At 37.1% G+C, this 20,573-nt stretch carries 22 protein-coding genes; 9 read left to right on the forward strand and 13 right to left on the reverse strand.

All coding sequences use genetic code 11. The features are described from left to right. Positions 1-313: 313 nt before the first annotated feature. Genes AQF98_RS14240 through AQF98_RS14250 form a run of 3 tightly spaced genes read right to left on the reverse strand, consistent with a single transcriptional unit; the run spans position 314 to position 2,760 of the window. Positions 314-673, reverse strand: coding sequence for a CoA-binding protein (locus AQF98_RS14240; protein ID WP_055132638.1), 360 nt, complete (start codon positions 671-673; stop codon positions 314-316). Between the two features lie 43 nt (positions 674-716). Further along, positions 717-1,184, reverse strand: a complete 468-nt coding sequence (locus tag AQF98_RS14245) for a DinB family protein (protein ID WP_055132639.1) — start codon at positions 1,182-1,184, stop codon at positions 717-719. 37 nt (positions 1,185-1,221) lie between these two features. Then, on the reverse strand, positions 1,222-2,760 hold the full coding sequence (locus AQF98_RS14250) for an NAD(P)/FAD-dependent oxidoreductase (RefSeq protein ID WP_055132640.1): 1,539 nt from the start codon (positions 2,758-2,760) through the stop codon (positions 1,222-1,224). 208 nt (positions 2,761-2,968) lie between these two features. Here AQF98_RS14250 and AQF98_RS14255 point away from each other — a divergent pair, with 208 nt between their 5' ends. The 5 genes from AQF98_RS14255 (at position 2,969) to AQF98_RS14275 (ending at position 5,880) form a co-directional block, all read left to right on the forward strand. Then, positions 2,969-3,553: a LemA family protein gene (locus AQF98_RS14255; protein WP_055132641.1), complete on the forward strand. Its 585-nt coding sequence runs from the start codon at positions 2,969-2,971 to the stop codon at positions 3,551-3,553. 77 nt (positions 3,554-3,630) lie between these two features. Continuing rightward, positions 3,631-4,074, forward strand: coding sequence for a TPM domain-containing protein (locus AQF98_RS14260; protein WP_055132642.1), 444 nt, complete (start codon positions 3,631-3,633; stop codon positions 4,072-4,074). 3 nt (positions 4,075-4,077) lie between these two features. Then, entirely contained in the window at positions 4,078-4,857 is a 780-nt protein-coding gene (locus AQF98_RS14265; RefSeq protein ID WP_055132643.1) for a YgcG family protein, read from the forward strand. A gap of 85 nt (positions 4,858-4,942) precedes the next feature. Then, complete coding sequence (locus AQF98_RS14270; RefSeq protein WP_055132644.1) at positions 4,943-5,329, forward strand: hypothetical protein; 387 nt, start codon at positions 4,943-4,945, stop codon at positions 5,327-5,329. 8 nt (positions 5,330-5,337) lie between these two features. Beyond that, positions 5,338-5,880: an NUDIX hydrolase gene (locus AQF98_RS14275; RefSeq protein ID WP_082435082.1), complete on the forward strand. Its 543-nt coding sequence runs from the start codon at positions 5,338-5,340 to the stop codon at positions 5,878-5,880. Here the strand turns inward: AQF98_RS14275 and AQF98_RS14280 are convergent. Continuing rightward, complete coding sequence (locus tag AQF98_RS14280) at positions 5,877-6,935, reverse strand: DUF4932 domain-containing protein (protein ID WP_055132645.1); 1,059 nt, start codon at positions 6,933-6,935, stop codon at positions 5,877-5,879. The genes AQF98_RS14275 and AQF98_RS14280 overlap by 4 nt on opposite strands. A 205-nt stretch (positions 6,936-7,140) precedes the next feature. On the opposite strand from AQF98_RS14280, the gene AQF98_RS14285 reads away from it, so the two are divergent. Together AQF98_RS14285 and AQF98_RS14290 are read left to right on the forward strand one after the other, a co-directional pair. After that, positions 7,141-8,193: a sensor histidine kinase gene (locus AQF98_RS14285; protein ID WP_055132646.1), complete on the forward strand. Its 1,053-nt coding sequence runs from the start codon at positions 7,141-7,143 to the stop codon at positions 8,191-8,193. Then, positions 8,190-8,909 (forward strand): LytTR family DNA-binding domain-containing protein, encoded by a 720-nt coding sequence (locus tag AQF98_RS14290; protein ID WP_055132984.1) that lies wholly within the window; start codon positions 8,190-8,192, stop codon positions 8,907-8,909. Before AQF98_RS14285 ends, AQF98_RS14290 begins: the two co-directional genes overlap by 4 nt. A 55-nt stretch (positions 8,910-8,964) precedes the next feature. Here the strand turns inward: AQF98_RS14290 and dnaA are convergent, their stop codons facing one another. From dnaA to AQF98_RS14305, 3 genes are all read right to left on the reverse strand, one after another. Next, on the reverse strand, positions 8,965-10,395 hold the full coding sequence (gene dnaA, locus AQF98_RS14295) for a chromosomal replication initiator protein DnaA (RefSeq protein ID WP_055132647.1): 1,431 nt from the start codon (positions 10,393-10,395) through the stop codon (positions 8,965-8,967). A 194-nt stretch (positions 10,396-10,589) separates the two neighbouring features. After that, on the reverse strand, positions 10,590-12,137 hold the full coding sequence (locus AQF98_RS14300) for a methylmalonyl-CoA mutase (RefSeq protein ID WP_055132648.1): 1,548 nt from the start codon (positions 12,135-12,137) through the stop codon (positions 10,590-10,592). A 116-nt stretch (positions 12,138-12,253) separates the two neighbouring features. Beyond that, on the reverse strand, positions 12,254-12,784 hold the full coding sequence (locus AQF98_RS14305; RefSeq protein WP_055132649.1) for a hypothetical protein: 531 nt from the start codon (positions 12,782-12,784) through the stop codon (positions 12,254-12,256). Positions 12,785-12,874: 90 nt separating this feature from the next. Here AQF98_RS14305 and AQF98_RS14310 point away from each other — a divergent pair, with 90 nt between their 5' ends. Together AQF98_RS14310 and AQF98_RS14315 are read left to right on the forward strand one after the other, a co-directional pair. Continuing rightward, complete coding sequence (locus AQF98_RS14310; protein ID WP_055132650.1) at positions 12,875-13,228, forward strand: iron-sulfur cluster assembly accessory protein; 354 nt, start codon at positions 12,875-12,877, stop codon at positions 13,226-13,228. Between the two features lie 90 nt (positions 13,229-13,318). Then, a complete protein-coding gene (locus AQF98_RS14315) occupies positions 13,319-14,551 on the forward strand; it encodes an ABC transporter permease (RefSeq protein ID WP_152969724.1) in 1,233 nt (410 codons plus the stop codon). Between the two features lie 329 nt (positions 14,552-14,880). Here AQF98_RS14315 and AQF98_RS14320 read toward each other — a convergent pair whose 3' ends face one another. The 6 genes from AQF98_RS14320 to AQF98_RS14345 are packed head-to-tail and all read right to left on the reverse strand — an operon-like array spanning position 14,881 to position 20,563. Further along, complete coding sequence (locus AQF98_RS14320) at positions 14,881-15,615, reverse strand: tyrosine-protein phosphatase (RefSeq protein WP_055132652.1); 735 nt, start codon at positions 15,613-15,615, stop codon at positions 14,881-14,883. 2 nt (positions 15,616-15,617) lie between these two features. After that, the gene (gene rfbB, locus AQF98_RS14325) at positions 15,618-16,670 is read right to left on the reverse strand and encodes a dTDP-glucose 4,6-dehydratase (RefSeq protein ID WP_055132653.1); all 1,053 of its coding nucleotides are present in this window, start codon (positions 16,668-16,670) and stop codon (positions 15,618-15,620) included. Positions 16,671-16,673: 3 nt separating this feature from the next. Then, positions 16,674-17,240 (reverse strand): hypothetical protein, encoded by a 567-nt coding sequence (locus AQF98_RS14330; protein WP_055132654.1) that lies wholly within the window; start codon positions 17,238-17,240, stop codon positions 16,674-16,676. Further along, positions 17,241-18,260, reverse strand: a complete 1,020-nt coding sequence (gene galE, locus AQF98_RS14335; protein WP_055132655.1) for a UDP-glucose 4-epimerase GalE — start codon at positions 18,258-18,260, stop codon at positions 17,241-17,243. After that, positions 18,260-19,249 carry a UDP-glucuronic acid decarboxylase family protein gene (locus AQF98_RS14340; RefSeq protein ID WP_055132656.1) on the reverse strand — a complete coding sequence of 330 codons (990 nt, stop codon included), beginning with the start codon at positions 19,247-19,249 and terminating at the stop codon, positions 18,260-18,262. Before AQF98_RS14340 ends, galE begins: the two co-directional genes overlap by 1 nt. Before the next feature lie 3 nt (positions 19,250-19,252). Continuing rightward, complete coding sequence (locus AQF98_RS14345) at positions 19,253-20,563, reverse strand: UDP-glucose/GDP-mannose dehydrogenase family protein (RefSeq protein ID WP_055132657.1); 1,311 nt, start codon at positions 20,561-20,563, stop codon at positions 19,253-19,255. Positions 20,564-20,573 lie beyond the last annotated feature (10 nt).

The raw sequence follows: 20,573 nt of genomic DNA on the forward strand, positions 1-20,573 counted from the left end.
GAAGTTTTTTTCTGCTTTCCCGTAAACCGCTGATGCTCAGCTAATCTATCCTTTTTACCCCTTTTCAATATCCTAAACTCACTTTCCGACTGCCCCCATACTTCCTCCGAAGCGGGATGCAAAGGTAGCAATCATTCCCATAATCACAAACACTAACCACCTTTTTTATACTACAAATAACCTAACTCTATGATCATCAATAAGAAAAAGTTCAAAAGAAATGATGAAAGGGGAGAAATAGCCAATCTATATCGTTATTTACAGTTATAGATGAACTGCTTTTACCCCTCTATTTAAGGAAAAACCTAACTGATTAGAATTGACCCGTACTTAATAAAACCAATGTGCAAGCCTCTATAGGTTCAATATTATTCTTTTCAAGCATTTGTTCGAAGACCGGATTCTCCGTACCTGGATTAAAAATAACTCGTTTGGGCTGAGTTGCTATTATATAATCGTAGTAATTTGATTGTAGATCTGTACCTATATATAAGGTAATGGTATCGATATCGTGGTAAGGAGTACCTGGCTTTTCAATTTTCACACCAGCAACCTCTCCTTGTTTAATTCCAATATTAACAATAGGATGTCCTTTGGTGGTAAGCATATGCGCAGCTTTATAAGCATAACGCTCTGGGTTTGGGCTTGCGCCTATAATTAATGTCTTTTTCATATTCATTTAATTACACCAATCTAAATGATCTGGCCGCTTGGCTTTAAAATTTCAGGAGCAAGGCAATTTGCCCAGCATGATAAGCATGATGCTGTATCAACCCATTAATCAATTGAGCATTGTTTACACCTGTTCCCAATTCACGGTTTCGTTCATCCTTAACCTCGTTCAACCAACCAGAAGATTCGAAATCATCAATCATTTCAATTAATTTTTCATTAACCAGTTTAAAGTCTGCTACCAACCTATGCCATTCTTCTGCCGTTTTTTCTATTGGTAAAGGCCAATCTCCTCTTGAGGGTTCTTTAGCCGTTTGTCCTGCTATCCTATCTATCACCTCTTCGGTCCACGCTGTTAAGTGTAACACCAGTTCTGCAATTGAATGTGCATTCGGAATGGGGTGTGTAAATACCTTTTGAGGATTTGCCGCTTGTATGAGGCTTAATACATTACCTCCATGCCAGGTATCCCCATTGTATGCTTTATTCAGTTCGTCTCCTAAATTGATCATAAAAGAAATATATACTTATGATAACATTTCGATTTTCTTAATTGTTTAGAATTGCATTGGCACAATTCGCACCATCAATGGCTGCCGAAACAATGCCCCCTGCGTAACCTGCTCCTTCGGCACAAGGATACAAGCCTGTAATTTGTGGGTGCTGATAGGTTTCTTTATCTCTGGGGATACGTACCGGCGAAGAGGTTCTGCTCTCTACCCCTACTAGAATTGCCTCATTGGTATAGTAGCCTTTCATTTTCTTGCCAAATAAAGGTAGCGCTGCTTTTAAGCTTGTCGCAACAAAATCTGGTAGGATATTATCTAACATTACACTTTTTGTGCCGGGCAAATAAGAGTTTTTAGGCAAATCAATAGATAGTCTGTTTTCTACAAAGTCAATCATCCGCTGTGCGGGAGCAACCAAGTTGCCTCCACCGGCTTCAAACGCCAGTTGTTCTATCTCCGATTGGAAATTGAGCATTCTCAATGGATCATAGCCCTGAACATCGTCTAAAGTAACCTGCACTACTGTTCCGGAGTTGGCAAATGGGTTATTTCGCTTAGATGGCGACCATCCATTTACCACAATTTCATCCTGACCAGTGGCACAAGGCGCAATAATCCCCCCTGGGCACATACAAAAAGAAAATACTCCTCTTGTTTTAACCTGTTCTACCATACTATAATAGGCTGGTGGCAAAAATTCACTCCTCATATCGCAATGGTATTGTGCACTATCAATAATTTGTTGTGGATGTTCTATACGTACACCCAGGGCAAAGGGCTTTGCTTCGATTAAAATATTCTTGTGGTGAAGCAGTTCATAAATATCTCTTGCCGAATGTCCGGTTGCCAAAATCACAGCATCGGCCAAAATTTCTTGCTCTTGATTAACAACTATCCCTTTAATTTTACTGCCCGAAATGATCAGGTCCGTAAGTTTTGCATCAAACAGCACTTCACCACCAGCATTTTGAATGGTTTCTCTAATGGCAGTAATGATATGCGGCAATTTATTGGTACCAATATGCGGGCGGGCATCAATTAGGATATCTTCGTCGGCACCATGCTGTACAAACAGTTGCAATACCTTATTGATATCTCCTCGTTTATTTGATCTGGTATATAATTTACCATCAGAATAGGTACCTGCCCCACCTTCACCATAACAATAATTGGATTCTGTATTAACTACACCTTGTTTATTGATAGCTGCCAAATCTCTACGGCGCTGTTTTACATCTTTTCCACGTTCAACAACTATAGGTTTAAAGCCATTTTCAATACATTGCAATGCGGCAAACAATCCGGCTGGTCCGGCCCCTACAATAATTACAGTTTTGGCCGCACTTACTTTTGGGTAGTTAAATATCGTTTGTTCAACAGTTGGAACTTCATCAATATAAGCTCTAACCTGCATCCGATAAATCACCTTTCGCGAACGGGCGTCTATAGAACGTTTTAAAATCTGGTGGTGTTTAATGGTAGATAACTCTACTTTTAGCGCTCTTGCCAGGTTTTGGAGGATCACCAGTTCATTGGAAACATGTTCTGGCGCAATGGTAATCTCTATTTCTTTCTGCATAATCAACGTCGAGTTTTTATCCCGAATAAACAAAATTACAGTTTTCCATTCACAGTTCTAGTTTTTGACTTGATTTGTGCTTTGTCCATTATTTAGTATCTTAGGGTAATTGTTATGGCAACTTGTCAGTATTTTGTCTGTTTTAGTAACAAGGTATGAATATTGATATCTAATTTGAAATAGAAACCTAAAAAACAAAAAAAACAAAATGAAAAAAATAGTAATTGGAGTAATTGCACTTGTAGTTTTATTAGCCGTAGTAAGTGGATGTAATGGCTACAATAAATTAGTTACATTAGATGTTGATGTACAAACTAAATGGAGCCAGGTTGAAGCTCAATATCAACGCAGGGCTGATTTGATCCCTAACTTGGTGAGTACTGTTAAAGGAGCTGCCAAATTTGAGCAAGGTACTTTAACTGCTGTAATTGAAGCTCGTGCTAGTGCAAGCAAAATTACAATTGACCCAACTAAGCTAAATGCTGAGAATATTGAAAAATATCAAGCTGCTCAGGGTCAGATTACTCAAGCCTTAGGTAAATTAATGGTATTGACCGAGAATTATCCAGAGTTAAAAGCAACACAACAGTTTAGCGATCTTTCTGCACAATTAGAAGGAACTGAAAATCGCATTACCGTTGCACGTAAAGATTTCAACGAATCTGTTCAAGCATATAATGTTAAGGTTAGATCTTTCCCTAACAATTTAACAGCTGGCATGTTTGGCTTTAGTCCTAAAGCAGCCTTTAAAGCTGATGCTGGTGCTCAAAATGCACCTAAAGTAGAATTTTAGTGATATTCCAACATTTTGGGGTAATGTGTGTTTAATCTTTAAACATACATTACCCTTTAATTTATAAAACAAAAAGCATGTCTCTTTTCACAACACAAGAACAAGAATTAATAGCCAATGCCATTGCCGAAGCCGAAAAAGCAACCTCAGGAGAAATTAGAATTGCTGTAGAGAAACACTGTCATGGCAGTGCATTCGAAAGAGCGACCCAATATTTTGCCGAGTTAGGAATGGATAAAACTGCTCAACATAACGGCGTTCTCATTTACTTAGCCCATGAAGATCATAAATTTGCTATTATTGGCGACCGCGGTATCAACCAGGTTGTTCCAGAAGACTTTTGGGAGACAACACAAGTGGCCATGAAAGCTCATTTTTTAAGTGGCAATTTGGCCGACGGGATTATTGCGGGCGTTTCATTAGCTGGCGAAAAGTTGGCTTTATTTTTCCCTTACCAAAATGGAGATGTGAATGAATTGCCAAACGACATTGTATTTATGGATCAAGCTGAACCCAAATAACTGATGAAAAAATTAATCATCTTATTTCTTTTAACGCTGAGTTACAGTTTTGGCTTTGCGCAAGATTTTCCACCAAAATCAAATACCCTTGTAAATGATTTTACACAAACCCTTACCGCCAGTCAGAAACAACAATTAGAGCAGAAACTGGTTGCCTTTGACGATTCTACCTCCAATCAGGTTGCTGTAGTGATCTTAAAATCTGTAGGCGACTACGACATTAATGAATACGCACTTGAATTGGGTAGAAAATGGGGTGTTGGCGGTAAAGGGAAAAACAATGGTGTAATTTTATTGATTGCCATTGGCGATAGAAAAATGTCTATTCAAACTGGCTATGGATTAGAAGGTGCTTTGCCAGATATCTATACCAAAAGGATTATTGAAAACGATATTAAGCCTTTTTTTAAAGAAGGAGATTATTATTCAGGCATAGAAGCCGGAACAAATTCCATTATCTCTTTAATTAAAGGTGAATACAAAAGTGATAAACCGAAAGCAAAATCGGGAGGTGGCAAAGGAAGTGCAGGCTTTATTGTGATCATTATAGTAATTATTATTGCCATTATTTTAAGGAAAGGTGGCGGTGGTGGCGGAAACCAAGTAATTGGTGGACGTGGTGTTGCTGATGCACTTTTCTGGAGTATGTTGTTAGGTGGTGGTCGTAACTCTGGCGGAGGTGGATTTGGCGGTGGTTTTGGAGGAGGAAGCGGCGGCGGAGGTGGATTTGGCGGCTTCGGTGGTGGTAGTTTCGGTGGTGGTGGAAGTAGCGGAAGTTGGTAGGCCCGGTAATAGGTAATAGGTAATAGGTAATAGGTAATAGTTTGAATTGGATTGACTTGTGATGTTACCACCTAATTATATTTAAATGTACAGACGAGATTTAATTACAGCAGAAATTGAAAGGCTTGCGCAGGTTTTAGCAAGGATTATGGGCTTAAAAGTAGAACTGAAATTAGAAGAAGCTGGATTACTTTTTAACGAAACCATGGCCAATAGTTTTGGTTTGCCTATTGAGCTACTAGCAGAACCTAACTTATCTTTATTTGAAAACTGGTTGCAAGAAAGCAATCTACCAGCAGAGAAACTAGACTCGCTCAGTGAGTTTTTATATTATGAATTAGGTGTTAGTCAAAGTAGAAACGAAATGATTGCACCTAAACTTAACCTCATTTACGAGGAGCTTTCTAACAAACATAAAATTGTACACTTGGTTAACCTACATCGCCAAAAGGTTATTCAACAATACCTATAAGTCAAGCTATGGAAATTTTAAAATGGCAAAAATTAGCCTCCAAATATTTAGTGCAAGAAAAGTGGGCTACTTTAAGAGTAGACACTTGCAAATTGCAAAATGGGGCAATTAAGGATGACTATTATGTATTGGAATATCCAAATTGGGTAAATGCTGTTGCACTGACCAAAGAAAATAAAATCATTCTGGTAAGACAATATCGTTTTGCTGCCGACATTATTTCTTTAGAAATCCCTGGTGGTGTAATTGACGATGGTGAAACACCTGAAGTTGCCATTGTACGTGAGCTACAGGAAGAAACAGGCTACAGCTTTGACAGTTGCGAGCTCATTGCCACGCTTTACCCCAATCCAGCTACCTCTACAAATAGAACTTTTACCTATCTATTAAAAGGAGGAATAAAATCTCATGCTCAACATTTAGATGAGCATGAGATTTTAAATGTTGAAGAATATACAATTGAAGAGGTTAAGCAATTGTTAAAAGACAACAAGATAGATCAGGCTTTACATGTTGCCGGTTTGCATTACGGCTTAATGAGATTATCTTAATTAGTTTTAGGATGTTTGGTTTTCAACATCTTTAGCATTGTTGGGAAAAACTCATCAAATTTTTTATACTTTTTGTCTGGGCCATAGTTTGCGATGATATAAGGCACTAAATCTTCAACATAAATAAAATCACTTGCAGTTTCTTTGGCTACCTGTCTTTTAAACTCTCTTTCTGTACGGTATTTGTAATACATGTTCCCTACAATTGAACGGACCATATTTTCATTCAAACAATATTCCCAACTCCCAATCCCATTTCTTTTCATACCGTCATCATCTTTGTTGTATAAATAAGCAAGCTCATCAATCTCTTTTTTATACTTTTTAAACGCTGGATCCAAAAAGATATGGCTCCCTTCGTGCCAAACCAAATAATCAAATCCTTGATATTCAAAAATCGGTTCATCTTTTTCGGTTGATTTTCTGTTGAAATAACCTGTATTGTAAACTACAATATGGCTAAATTGTGGATTTAAATTCTTTGTAGTAATGGCATGAGAACCCCAACTATTGAGCGGGTCTATACAGATGTACCATTTCACATCTGCATTGAAACCGTAAAATTTTTGGAGCTGATCCATTACTCCACTTTTTTTCACTTCTGCTTTAATGGCCTCACCCCATTTCTCATACTTCGCAGTATGCGCCTGATAGAAATCCCAGAATTTGGTATCGTTAAAAAAATCACGACACAATTTGATGTACTCCAATGTATTTTCTTTTCCATTGTGTTTATACCAATTGAGATCTGCAGTGGGTTCATAAATCTTAATGTTTGGAAAATCAGACATGGTCCAACCCAATTCTGTCAGGTCTGTAAATACTTTCTTAAAGCCTTTCACTTTCAATACTGCTGGGTGGTCTTTGTACTTGCCAAAATATTCCATCACTTCTTTACTATAGGTAGAAGGATTTGGGTCAGGAAATTGATCGGCTAAAATTTGAACAATGGTAAAAAGTTCAACTCCTGGATGAACATTAACGGTGAGCTTCTCTTGTGCTTTTGTATTCAAAAACAACAGTGCGAGCAATGCAACTAAAACTGTTTTTTTCATGATTATGTGTTTGTTTATTTAACCAAAGCTTCAACTAAAAGCGGAAAACATTCTGCACCAATTGACCAAAGCCCTATAAGCATTGATGAATGTGCCTAAACTTTAGCTAACCTACTTATACTTTAAATAATGGCTTTGATGGATGAGAATTGCCCATTGATGTATTTTTAACTTCAATTGATGAAATTGCTGATATCTTTGGTTGATGAAAAAGAAATATAGAATAGGACTGCATGTTTTGGTATGGATTCTCGTCTTCCTGAACGATTTCTTGCCAAAATACCTCAACAATAATTTCCGTTCTTATTCAAACCACGGCTCTTCTCCCTTATTTCTCAATTATTTTTTGATCTGCTTGGGGTATTTGGCTTCTGGCATGGTTTCTTTTTATACCACAGCCAATCTCATTGCTCCTTCTTTTTTAAGCAAAAAATGGTTAAAGGGTCTTTTGTTTACATTTTTACTCATCGTTTTTATCCCTAGTTATAGATATTTAATAGAATTTCATTTCTTTTTACCTTATCTGGGGTTCAACAACTACTATAACGGTAAGCCAGAAATTACTTGGTACATACAGAATAGTATTTTGTATACCTTTTATAGTTATTTCATTTATGGCTTCCTTTATTTTATTGTAACAGAGTGGTACAACAACTATAGGAAACAAAAAGAGCTGGAAAAAGAAAAGATTACTGCAGAGCTTGCCTTTTTAAAATCGCAAATCAATCCTCATTTTTTGTTCAATACTTTAAACGATATTTATGCACTCACCTATCGCAAATCTGATGAAGCACCAAGTGCAGTTTTAAAATTATCTGATCTGCTGCGTTACATGCTTAAAGAAAGCGACGATAAATTTGCCGACCTCAAAAAAGAAATTGATTACTTAAAAAATGTAATCGATCTTTTTCAGATTGGACAAAAAGGAACAGCACATATTCAATTTGATGTAGAGGGCGAAGTAAATAAACAACAGATTGCTCCATTGATATTGATCAACTTTGTAGAAAATGCATTTAAACATGGCGTTATCGATAACCCTAGCCATCCCATTCAGATCAAAATCAGCATAGACCTTAATGGAATGGACTTTCTAATCAGCAATCAAAAAAACCAGGACTATAAAGATAAAACAGTAGGCATTGGCTTATCCAATGTGAAAAGAAGGCTTGAATTGATCTATCCAGACCAACATTGGCTTGAAATTAAAGATGAAACAGATACTTTTACAGTAGAGCTAAAAATAAAATGGATATGATTCGTTGCGTAATTGTTGATGATAAACCACTCGCTATAGATATCTTAAGTGATTATGTGGACAAACTTCCATTTTTAGAACTGATTTTTAGTTCTACCAACCCGCTATTGGCATTAAACTTAATTATGGAAGGTAAGGCCGATCTGGTTTTTCTGGATATACAAATGCCCCAGCTCAATGGGCTGCAGTTTATGAAAATTGTACAAGGCAAATGCAAGGTAATCTTAACTACCGCCTATGCCGAATATGCCTTGGAAGGCTTTGAGCATGATGCCATAGATTATTTATTAAAACCTATTTCTTTTGAGCGTTTTTATAAAGCGGTACAAAAGGCAATGCATTATTTTAATGTACTAGATGTTAAACCTCAAATTGTTGTTGAAGCCCATAGTGCTAAAGAAGTTGATTTTATTTTCGTGAAAAACGAGTATAAGTTAACGAAAGTGAACATTGCAGACATCTTATATATTGAGGGCATGCAAAACTATGTGGCCATTCATACCAAAAAAGAAAAGATCATTTCTTTGCAGAACATCAAAAAAACAGAAGAACAATTACCTCGAAGTCAGTTTGCCCGTGTACATAAATCATATTTAGTGGCCTTAAACAAAATCGACAATATCGAACGTAGTCGAATCTATATTGAAAACCATGTGATCCCTCTGGGCGATTTTTATAGAGAAGCATTTTACAAAATGATAGATCCAACTAGCTAACAAAAGAAAAGCCTCGATAATTGTCGAGGCTTTTCTTTTTTGATCCAAATTTTGATTAGCTCATTTTCAGTTTTTTCTGAATATCATTAACGTAAGCTTTGAACTTTTTATCTGTTTCAATCAAATCTTCTACAGTTTGACAAGCGTAGATTACTGTAGAGTGGTCTCTTCCACCGAAGAAAGCACCGATAGTTTTCAATGAAGATTTGGTATGGCTTTTTGACAAATACATAGAAATTTGACGAGCCTGTACAATTTCGCGTTTACGTGTTTGAGATTTAACCATGTCAACCGGAACTTCAAAATACTCGCACACCAATTTCTGGATGTATTCCATTGAAATTTCTTTCGATGTATTTTTTATAAAGTTCTTCAACATCTGTTTAGCCAAAGCCAAATCGATATCTTTTTTGTTTAAGGTAGATTGTGCCAAAAGCGACACCATTGCTCCTTCTAACTCACGTACATTATTATCAATGTTGTGTGCTACATATTCAACTACCTCTCCCGGTAATTCAATACCATCGGCATACATTTTTTTCTTTAAGATGGCAATACGAGTTTCCAAATCTGGAATCTGTAGATCTGCAGACAATCCCCATTTGAAACGGCTCAATAATCTTTCTTCTAAACCTGCTAAATCTTTTGGTGCTTTATCAGAGGTTAAGATCACCTGCTTGCCAGATTGGTGCAAGTGGTTAAAAATATGGAAGAAGATATCCTGAGTTTTTTCTTTACCAGCGAAGTTATGTACATCATCCATAATGATCACATCCATTGCCTGATAGAAATTCACAAAATCATTAATGGTATTGTTCTTTAATGAATCAACAAATTGTTGACAGAATTTCTCACAAGAAACATAGATCACCAGTTTATCTGGCATGCTTCTTTTAATCTCGTTACCAATGGCCTGCGCCAAGTGTGTTTTACCTAAGCCTACACCACCATAAATCATTAATGGATTAAATGATGTGCCTCCTGGTTTTGCAGCCACAGCATAACCCGCAGAGCGAGCTAAACGGTTACAATCTCCTTCAATATAATTCTCGAATGTATAGTTTGGATTTAACTGTGGATCAACGTTTAATTTTTTCAGCCCCGGTATAATAAACGGATTTTTGATATCCTTATTTATTGATACAGGAATTGGCATTGATTGCATTTTTGCTTCTGCCCCATTTCCGTTAGAGGGCATGTTTGTTGTATACGGAGACCCACTGTTTGACGACTTGTCAACCACTATATTGTATTCTAATCTTCCTTCGTCTCCCAATTGCTTTTTTACCGTTTTACGAAGCAGACCAACATAGTGTTCTTCTAGCCATTCGTAAAAAAATAAACTCGGCACCTGGATGGTCAAAACTTTCCCCTCTAATTTAAGTGCAGATATCGGCTCGAACCAAGTCTTAAAACTTTGGTTCGGGATGTTATCCTTAATAATTTGGAGACAGTTCTTCCATACTTCGGTACAAGTTTTTTCCATTGTTATTATATAATTTGTTGGTTTTCAGTTCTAATAAGGACATTACGGACGTGCCCTTTTGGAACATCGAATATTCAAAAAATTATCAACAAAAAGAACAAATTTTTCATTTAATTTGTAAGTCGTTCAGGAGCAGTAGCATACCCTGCTTAACCTAAATTTTTTATGTTGATAACTATTTATTAACATAGTTTTTAATATTCTCCGAACACATTTCGCATACAATCGGCTATTTCCCCAAGTGTAGCATATTCCTCTACAGCAGTGAGAATATAGGGCATCAAATTCTCATTTGTCTTTGCCGCTGAAGAAAGCGCTGTTAACGCTAACTTAACAGCTTCATTGTTCCGTTCTGTCTTTAGTTTTATTAATTTTTCTGTTTGTATTGTCCTAATCGATTCATCAATGTTCAATACATCTGTAATCCCTTCTGTTTCCTGTGTAAATTTGTTTACCCCAACAATAATCCGTTCTGCCGATTCGATCTCTTTTTGATACTGATAAGCAGAGCTAGCAATTTCTTGTTGAATGTACCCATTCTCTATTGCATTAACCGAACCACCCATAGCATCTATCTTTTCAATATAGGCCTGTGCCGCAGCTTCGATTTCGTCTGTTAATGTTTCTACAAAAAACGAGCCAGCTAATGGATCAACAGTATCTGTTACTCCACTTTCGAAAGCAATAACTTGTTGCGTACGCAGAGCGATCTTAGCCGCAGCTTCTGTGGGCAAAGACAAAGCCTCATCGTAACCATTGGTATGTAGCGATTGTGTACCACCCAACACGGCTGCCATAGCTTGGTTGGCTACCCTAATTACATTATTTAAGGGTTGCTGTGCTGTTAGTGTAGAACCACCTGTCTGCGTATGGAAACGCAACATCATTGCTTTTTCGTCTGTAGCCCCTAGCGACTTGGTGATATGCGCCCACATTCTTCTGGCTGCTCTAAATTTGGCAATTTCTTCGAAAAAGTTATTGTGGCAATTAAAGAAAAAAGACAGTCGTTTTGCAAATACATTGATATCTAATCCTTTTTCTAGCGCTGCATTGAGGTATGCCTTACCATTGGCCAACGTAAAGGCCAATTCTTGTACCGCAGTTGAACCTGCTTCACGAATGTGGTAACCAGAAATAGAGATCGTATTCCATTTAGGCACCTCTTTACTACAATATTCAAAAATATCGGTAATGATACGCATAGATGGTTTTGGTGGATAAATATAAGTTCCCCTAGCGGCATATTCCTTTAAGATATCATTTTGGATGGTTCCGGAAATTTCCTTTAAATCTGCTCCCTGTTTTTTTGCCAAGGCAATATACATAGCTAGTAAGATAGAGGCCGTGGCGTTAATAGTCATGGAGGTGGTAATCTTCTTCAACTCAATCCCATCAAACAAAATCTCTATATCTTTCAGCGAATCGATCGCTACGCCAACCTTCCCTACTTCTCCCTCGGCCATATCATGATCAGAATCATAACCAATCTGTGTAGGCAAATCAAAAGCTACAGACAAACCCATGGTACCTTGGGCCAATAGGTAATGGTAACGTTTATTAGACTCTTCGGCTGTTGAAAACCCCGCATATTGACGCATGGTCCACAAACGACCTCGATACATATCTTTCTGTATCCCTCTGGTAAACGGAAATTGGCCTGGAGTTTCTGTTAACGGCTTTGCAGTAGTATACAGGTCTTTTATTTCAATGCCCGATGTAGTTGTAAATTTTTTATCACTCATAATTAGCTTTCATTGTATAAACATTGTGCAAGTGGCTAAACGAAGTTTATACCTTATGTAAATAATGTACAGTTAACCGATTTAAACAATTAACCAGTTTAAACAGTTAACCCCAATCAAAACAATTGGTGTATATCTTTTTTAAGTAGATTAATAGTTAGTTCGTAAGGATTTTCTTCTATCCCACTCATGTGCTGTAATACTTTTTTACTCAAGTCTACCCCACTTGCTGTTTCAGGCAAACCTTGTACCACATTATTGATCATGGCAATGGTATCGTCTTTCAATTTGCGTACTACATTCCAACTTACAGAATCTACGTAAAGCTGCTGTGTAATATTGTGCTGGTATTCTGCTTTTATTTCGTTCAGTACCAGATTTTGCAATTCTCTAATTCCAATTCCTTGTTGATGTAAACGTACCAAAAGGTTAGCTGGATTAATCCGTTCTATAAAAACGATCAAACGCTCATGTGCCTGCAAGCGCAAAGGGAACAATGAGGCTCTATTGTCTTTATTTGTTTCGAGCGATTTAAACCTGAAGTAATTTTGGATATCATTTTTGATCAAAAAATAAGCGGCAACAACCGTGACAATACCACCAGCTGCAAGTATGGCCACTTGTGTTAAAAAATGTGTAATGTTCATTCTATTTTGTTTGGATACCGTAATATTAATCAGTACAGCGAACAAAAATGTACATAAATATTTATATTTGTTCTTCTAAATTTTAAAAACATGAGTAGCACTGTAGAAACAACTTTTGCGCCGGTATCATTTACCGAAACTGCCGTTAAAGAACTTTTCAAATTAAAAGACCAACAAGAAATTGCCGAAGATTTCGGATTACGTGTTGGAGTAGAAGGTGGTGGTTGCTCTGGAATGAGCTATGTTTTAGGTTTCGATCAAAAAAAGGATGGAGATCAGGAATTTATGATAGACGGCATTAAAATATTTATGCATAAAGCACACCAAATGTATTTATTAGGGATGCAGATTGATTGGCAAGACGGCTTAAACTCTAGAGGTTTTACCTTTAGCAATCCGAATGCAACTAGCTCTTGCGGTTGCGGAACAAGTTTCTCGGTTTAAGCATATTATATTTGTAACATTTTAACAGGTCTCGTTGTCTTAACAGCGGGACTTTTTATTTTTACCCCAATTAGCATTTATTTTCATCAAATGACTTATACCGAAAACGTAAGACTTGCGCTGCAATCTATTAAAAGCAACCGACTCCGTACCATGCTTACAGCATTAATTATTGCGATAGGCTTGTCGGCCTTGGTTGGCATTTTAACCACTATAGATGCCATTAAGAAGAGTATGACGGAAGCTTTTTCGAGTATGGGAGCTAATTCTTTTAACATTAGAAATAGAGGAACCGGTATTAGAATTGGAGGATCTGGGAAAAGGCCTAAACCTTTCAAATCTATCCGCTACGAGGATGCCATTAATTTTAAAAAACGCTTAAATGCACCTGCAACAGTTTCTGTTAGTGTGTTTGCCAGTGGTGGTTCTACAGTTAAATACGAACAAGAAAAAACCAATCCGAATATCAACGTACAAGGATTAGATGAAAATGGTTTAGCTTCATTAGGGCTGGAATTGGCTCAAGGTAGAAATTTCAATGCCGCCGAAGCTTTAGCAGGCAATAATGTTTGTATTATTGGTAATGAAATTGCAACCACCTTATTTAAGAAAGAATCTCCATTAGATAAAATTGTTACGGCCGGCAACAATAGGCTTAGGGTAATTGGCGTACTGGCTTCAAAAGGCTCTAGCATGGGTCCAAGCAGCGATAGGGCAGTTTATGTTCCTTTGTTTAAGGCCAAATTAATTAACTCTAATAACAATCCGTCTTATACCATTACGGTAATGGTGCCTAATAACGACATGATGGACAATATTATTGGCGAGGCTACTTCTGAATTTAGGAACATTAGGAAAGTTAAAATTGGTGAACCCAATAACTTTGAAGTAACCAAAAGTGATGCTGTTGCACAGACTTTATTTGAAAACTTAGCCTACGTAGTAATTGGAGGTGTAGCTATTGGGGTAATTACCCTTTTAGGAGCTTCTATTGGCTTAATGAACATTATGCTGGTATCGGTAACTGAAAGAACCCGAGAAATTGGAATTAGAAAAGCAATCGGGGCAAACCCAGCAGTTATCCGTAAACAGTTTTTGATTGAAGCAGTTGTAATTTGTTTAATGGGTGGTGCCTTAGGTATATTATTAGGTATTGGTATTGGCAACTTAATTTCTTTCTCTATGGGAGGTTCCTTTATTATCCCTTGGTTATTTATTTTGGGTGGTTTTATACTTTGTGTTGTTGTTGGAATTGTATCTGGTTATTATCCAGCCAAAAAAGCATCAAAACTAGATCCAGTAGAAGCACTTCGTTACGAATAGTCCTATTTAGACCTATCGGGATAAGGAAATGCACTTTAGTATTTTGAGCAATGACTTATCTTCAAATCAATCATTTTTTGTTATTATTTGAAGGTTCTATCGCTTCGCGGACAAACTTTTTTCCTATAGATGAAAAAAGTATGCAAAAAAATCCACGGCTGCGCCCTGTTCTATTAAAGTAAATACTTAGGCTTATTACTGCATTCCGAACAGGCCAAGGCCGCTTTTAGCTGAACGTTGAGTGAGTGCTTGGGCTTGACATAATTCCCAAAAAAAGTCCCTTTAATCAGAACCCATATGATCTAAGACAGCAAAAAAATATTGAGCAATTACAATAAAAGATTATTGATTTGAGGCGCAGCTAAGATCTTTTGTAAACGATCTAGATTTAAGCTTTCTTTTAATGCATCGGCATGACGAAGATGGTGCATATCAGTACCTAAGAAATCGACACAATAATTATCTATCAGTTCTTCGGCAGTTTGCTTGCTACTTTTACCATAATATCCGGTTAAAGAAATGGTATTTAACTGTAAGAAACACCCTGTATCTCTAATTTGTTGGTGGCTTTCTATAGAGTTATAGTAATAAGGATATCTTTCGGGGTGAGCCAAAACAGGCTGGTAGCCCGCATCTTGAATTTTGGCAATTACCTCAAATAAGTTGTGTGGAGCGTTAATGTATGACAATTCAAATAGCAAAAAGTTCTGTCCAAAGGTTAGCACTTCTTTTTTGGCAATTTTACTCTCAAAAGTTTCATCAAGGTAATATTCTGCAGCTGCATCTACCTCTAGATCGATGTTGTTTTGCAACAAACCTTCTCTTAAAGTATCTAATGCTCTATTTACGGTATCTGGCGTATTGCGAAAATAATCGGCCATGATGTGAGGTGTAGCCACGAGTTTTCTAAAACCCAGCGACTTGAATCGTTTGGCAAGCATTAAAGAATCATTCAATGTTTTGGCTCCATCGTCTATTCCCGGAAGGATATGCGAGTGCATATCGGCTCCGATAGCCGAGAAATCAAAACCTGGTTCTTTTTTTTTCTTAAATAGACCAAACAAAATTACCTCCCTTTATATTGATTGTCATAATAAGCCTGATAATTGCCCGAAGTAACATTGTTTAACCATTCTTCGTTTTCCAAATACCAATCTACAGTTTTTGCTAATCCTTCTTCAAATTTTAAACTAGGAATCCAGTTTAATTCCTGCTGAAGTTTTGTTGAATCTATAGCATAACGTAAATCATGGCCAGCCCTATCTGTTACAAATGTAATTAACTTTGCCGATTCTCCATTTGCTCTTCCCAATTTTTGGTCCATTATATTACACAATAACTGAATAAGATCGATATTTTTCCATTCGTTATGTCCACCAATGTTATAGGTTTGCCCAGTTTTTGCTTGATGAAAAATTACATCAATAGCCCTAGCATGGTCTTCAACCCATAACCAATCTCTAACATTTTCGCCTTTACCATAAACTGGCACAGGTTTGTTATTTTTAATATTGTTAATGGCCAAAGGAATTAATTTCTCTGGAAAATGGTGTGATCCATAATTGTTTGAGCAGTTAGAAATTACAATATCCAACCCATAAGTATCATGATAAGCCCTAACAAAATGGTCTGAACTTGCTTTTGAAGCAGAATAAGGACTATGTGGATCGTAATTCGTAGTTTCAGTAAACATTCCTGTTTCGCCTAATGCACCATATACTTCGTCTGTAGAAATGTGATAAAAACGTTTTTGATCATAATCACCTTTCCAATATTCTCTGGCAGCATTTAAAAGGTTTACGGTTCCAATCACATTGGTCATTACAAAAGCACTCGGATCTGCAATAGAACGATCAACATGCGATTCTGCAGCCAAATGGATTACTGCATCAAAATTTTCTGTCTTAAAAAGATGATTGATTGCTGAAGCTTCAGTAATATCTGCTTTTACGAACCTATAATTACTTTTTCCTTCTACATCGGTAAGATTTGCCAAATTCCCAGCATAGGTCAATGCATCAAGATTAACTATTTCATAGTCTGGATAGTGATTTACAAATCTACGTACCACATGAGACCCAATAAAACCTGCTCCTCCTGTAATTAAAATCTTCTTCATAATTTATATTTGTTCAGGTAAACCAAGGTCTTTTGCAACATCGGCCATGTTTCCCTTATCTATTGTTTTTAGTAATCTGTTTAGTCCTTCTTGTAAATCAAACTGAAGATCTTCGTGCAATTTATCAAATTTACGCAAAGTAACTAACGTTGATTTGATAAAATAAGTTGCGAATACTTGCTCGTAATTTTTAACCGATGAAAAAACCCTTGATTTGAATTGAGTAATGGTGTTGTTAAAAAGGAATATCCTTAGTTCAACATCTTCAAAGTTAGCTTTGGTTACTCTTAAATTATGATTGACCAATTTGGCCAACCTACGCAAGGCCGTAAGCACATCTTTAGCATTCAGGTTCTTAGATTCTTCCAATTTTTGCATTGTTAGCAGAATCTCTCCTTTGATATTGGCAATCCTGTCTCTCAGGTTACTCTCATCTTCCAGCAGTAAAAAATGCAAATGTTCAGTAAGCACCTTATCTTTTGCCACCAAGCGAAGTAAGAGTTTGTCTTTTTCTTTGGGTGGCAAAGCTAAAATCTCTATTTTAAGATCTTTGTGCTCACTTAATTTCATTTAAAAAGGGTTATCTCTTAAATATTTTTCCCAGTTCCAGGCAGAACTCATCATTTCTTCTAAGCCTAATTCAGCTTTCCAACCTAGCACTTCGTTAGAATGGCTCACATTGCCATAGATCTGCTCTATATCTCCTTCTCTTCGGGCACCAATCACATAATTCAGTTTTTCGCCAGTAGATTGCTCAAATGCATGGATAATTTCCAATACTGAAGAGCCTTTACCCGTACCTACATTGAATACTTCGTAATTGGCAGCTGTACTGTTTTCTAATCTTTTGATGGCTGCTACATGGGCTTTGGCCAAATCAACCACATGAATGTAATCTCTTATAGCAGAGCCATCTGCAGTATTATAGTCATTGCCATATACCGTAATTGCGCCTCGTTTACCAATGGCAGATTGTGTAATAAAAGGAACCAGATTTTGTGGCACCCCAATTGGCAACTCTCCGATCAATGCAGAAGCATGTGCTCCAACTGGATTAAAATAACGCAAGGCAATTACTTTTAAGTCTGGTGTTACCGCACAAGTTTCTTGTAAAATCTCTTCTGCTATTTGTTTGGTATTGCCATAAGGCGATTCTGCTTTTTTTACTGGTGCAACTTCGGTTACTGGCAACTGATCTGGTTGACCATAAACTGTGCAAGACGATGAAAACACCAATTGAATACGACTATTAAATGCAGTTAAAATATTAATGAGCGAATAAAAGTTATTGCGGTAGTATTTCAATGGGTTTTGTACCGATTCGCCAACAGCTTTAAACGCAGCGAAATGGATAATCCCCTCAATGTCTTGATGAGCTTGTGCAAATAAATTTACCTCTTGTTCATTGCAAAGATCTAATTGTACAAATACAGGTTTTTGACCACTGATTTGCTCAATCTGATCTAATATCTTAGGGTCTGAGTTAGAAAAATCATCCACAACCACTACCTCATAACCTGCATTGAAAAGTTCTACAACGGTATGCGAACCGATATATCCTGTACCACCAGTAACTAATATTTTTGCCATTATTTATTATAGGTATTAAAATTTTTATGCTCTTTATTTACTAGTGCTTCTTTTGGGAGCGATTTAAAATAATCGTACGTGATCCTTAAACCTTCTGCCCTATCTATTTTGGGTTCCCAATTCAATAATTCCCTTGCTTTTGTAATATCTGGCCTGCGTTGTTTGGGATCATCAGTTGGCAACTCCTTGCAAATAATTTTTTGAGTAGTTCCAGTTAGTTTGATAATTTCTTCTGCAAAGTCCATCATTGTAATTTCATCTGGATTGCCAATATTAACCGGAAAGGCATAATCGCTTAACAATAAACGGTAGATCCCTTCGATCAGATCGTCTACATAACAAAAAGAACGAGTCTGACTACCATCACCAAATACGGTAAGGTCCTCTCCTCTTAAGGCCTGTCCAATAAATGCTGGCAACACCCGTCCATCATTTAATCGCATTCTTGGCCCATAAGTATTAAAGATCCTCACAATTCTAGTCTCCAGACCATGAAAGGTATGGTAAGCCATGGTCATTGCTTCTTGAAAGCGTTTGGCCTCATCGTATACTCCACGTGGACCAACTGGATTTACATTGCCCCAATATTCTTCTGGCTGTGGATTTACTGTAGGATCGCCATACACCTCAGAAGTTGAAGCAATTAACAATCGGGCTTTTTTTGATCTTGCTAAACCCAATAGGTTATGAATTCCTAAAGAGCCAACCTTTAAAGTCTGGATGGGAATCTTTAAGTAATCGATCGGGCTTGCTGGAGAAGCGAAATGTAAGATGTAATCTAGGTTACCAGGTACATATACAAATTTGGATACATCATGATGGTAGAACTCAAAATTCTCCAATTTAAAAAGATGCGCTATATTTTGCAGATCACCTGTAATCAGGTTGTCCATAGCAATCACATGGTAATCTTCCTTAATGAACCTATCGCAAAGATGCGAACCTAAAAAACCAGCTGCCCCTGTAATTAATACCCTTTTCCTCTCCATTATTTAGTTAATTAACTTACGACCAACACTGTTATAGTAATAGCCTAAATCTATCATTTTTTGAAGATCGAACAAATTACGACCATCAAAAATCACTTTATTGCTCAATAACTCATCCATCTTCTCAAAATCAGGATTACGGAATACAGACCATTCTGTTGCAATTAACAAAGCATCTGCATTTTTTAAAGCATCGTATTGATTGTCGGCAAAACTAATTTGATCGCCTAAAATCTCTTTTACATTATTGATTGCTTCAGGATCAAATGCACTTACTGTTGCTCCATTTTTAAGTAGCGCGTCAATAATATATAAGGCTGGAGCTTCTCTAATGTCATCCGTTTCTGGCTTAAATGCCAAGCCCCATATCGCAAAATGTTTGCCTTTGATATCGTTTTTATAATATTTTAGCAGTTTATCTACAAGAACTGTCTTTTGTTTTTCATTTACAGTCATCACTGCCTTCAGGATCTGAAAATCATATTGATGCGCATCAGCAGCAATGGCTAATGCCTGTACATCTTTAGGAAAACAACTTCCTCCGTAGCCTATACCTGGGAAAAGGAAACGTTTGCCAATACGGTCGTCAGAACCAATGCCTTTACGTACCGCATCTACATCTGCCCCAACAATTTCGCACAGGTTGGCAATTTCGTTCATAAAGGTAATCTTGGTAGCCAAGAAAGAATTTGCAGCATATTTTGTCAATTCCGAAGAACGTTCATCCATAAAGAAAATTGGGTTCCCCTGACGTACGTATGGCGCATATAACTCGGCCATTAGCTTCTGGGCTTTTTCACTTTTGGTGCCAATTACTACACGATCTGGCTTCATAAAATCATCAACAGCTACACCCTCACGTAAAAATTCTGGGTTCGAAACCACATCAATTTCTACAGTAGTATTTGCTGCAAAAACGGCCTGAACCTGATCTGCCGTACCTACAGGAACAGTAGATTTATTCACGATGACCTTATACTCTGTAACTAGTTTTGAAATGTCTTTTGCCGCACCTAAAATATAAGAAAGATCGGCGGCACCATCGCCTCCTGGAGGGGTTGGCAATGCCATAAAGATAATCTGTGCTTCCTTTACAGCTTGTGCAAGGTCTGTAGTAAAAGACAAACGACCTTGGGCAATATTACGATGAAATAAAACGTCTAAGCCAGGTTCATAGATCGGGACTTCTCCAGCAATCATTTTAGCAATCTTCGCTTCGTTTATATCAACACAAATTACATTATTCCCTGTTTCAGCTAAACATGTTCCAGTTACCAGGCCCACATATCCTGTTCCAATTACAGCTATCTTCATATATTAATAG

Origin of the sequence: Pedobacter sp. Hv1, from assembly GCF_001412215.1 — a bacterium.
Taxonomy (GTDB): Bacteria; Bacteroidota; Bacteroidia; order Sphingobacteriales; family Sphingobacteriaceae; genus Pedobacter.